General features: G+C 65.0%; 1 protein-coding gene. It reads left to right on the plus strand.

The window, feature by feature from the left end; all coding sequences use genetic code 11:
• Positions 1-1,051, plus strand: a 1,051-nt coding sequence (locus tag ACP69S_RS22030) for an acyl-CoA carboxylase subunit beta (protein ID WP_426000858.1), incomplete at both ends; no start/stop codon positions are given.

Raw genomic sequence — 1,051 nt, forward strand, 5'->3', positions numbered from 1 at the left:
AGCGTGATCATGGGCCCGTGCGCCGGCGGCGATGTCTATTCGCCGGCCATGACCGACTTCATCTTCATGGTGAAGGACACCAGCTACATGTTCGTGACCGGTCCTGACGTGGTCAAGACCGTCACCAACGAGGTGGTCACCGCCGAGGAACTGGGCGGAGCCCGGGTGCACGCGGCCAAGTCGGGCGTGGCCGAAGGCGCGTTCGAGAACGATCTGGAGGCCATGACCCAGGTGCGCCGCCTGATCGACTTCCTGCCCAGCTCCAACCGCGAGCCCGCGCCCGAGCGCGCGAGCTTCGACGAGGCCCTGCGCGACGAGCCCAGCCTCGACACCCTGATCCCCAGCGATCCGGGCAAGCCCTACGACATGAAGGAACTGATCCTGAAGATGGTCGACGAGGCCGACTTCTTCGAGATCAGCAGCGACTGGGCCAAGAACATCATCTGCGGCTTTGCCCGCATGGACGGGGAAAGCGTCGGCATCGTCGCCAACCAGCCCCAGGTGCTGGCCGGGGTGCTGGATATCGACTCATCGCGGAAAGCCGCCCGCTTCGTGCGGTTCTGCGACGCCTTCAACATCCCGATCATCACGCTCGTGGACGTGCCCGGCTTCATGCCCGGGACCAAGCAGGAATACGGCGGCCTGATCAAACACGGGGCCAAGCTGCTGTTTGCCTATGCCGAGGCCACTGTGCCCAAGATCACGGTCATCACCCGCAAGGCCTATGGCGGGGCCTATGACGTGATGAGCTCCAAGCACCTGCGCGGCGACTTGAACTATGCCTGGCCCACCGCCGAGATCGCGGTGATGGGCGCCAAGGGGGCCGTCGAGATCATCTTCCGCGCCGAGGCCAAGGACCCTGTCGCCCTGGCCGCCCGCGAGGCCGAGTACAAGGCTGCCTTCGCCAACCCGTTCGTCGCGGCCTCCAGAGGCTATATCGACGACGTGATCATGCCCCACGGCACGCGGCGCCGGATCGTGCGGGGCCTCAAGAGCCTCAAGGGGAAAGAACTGTCGAACCCCTGGAAGAAGCACGACAACATCCCGCTAT

Source organism: Caulobacter sp. DWR1-3-2b1, from assembly GCF_049895765.1.
Classification (GTDB): domain Bacteria; phylum Pseudomonadota; class Alphaproteobacteria; order Caulobacterales; family Caulobacteraceae; genus Caulobacter.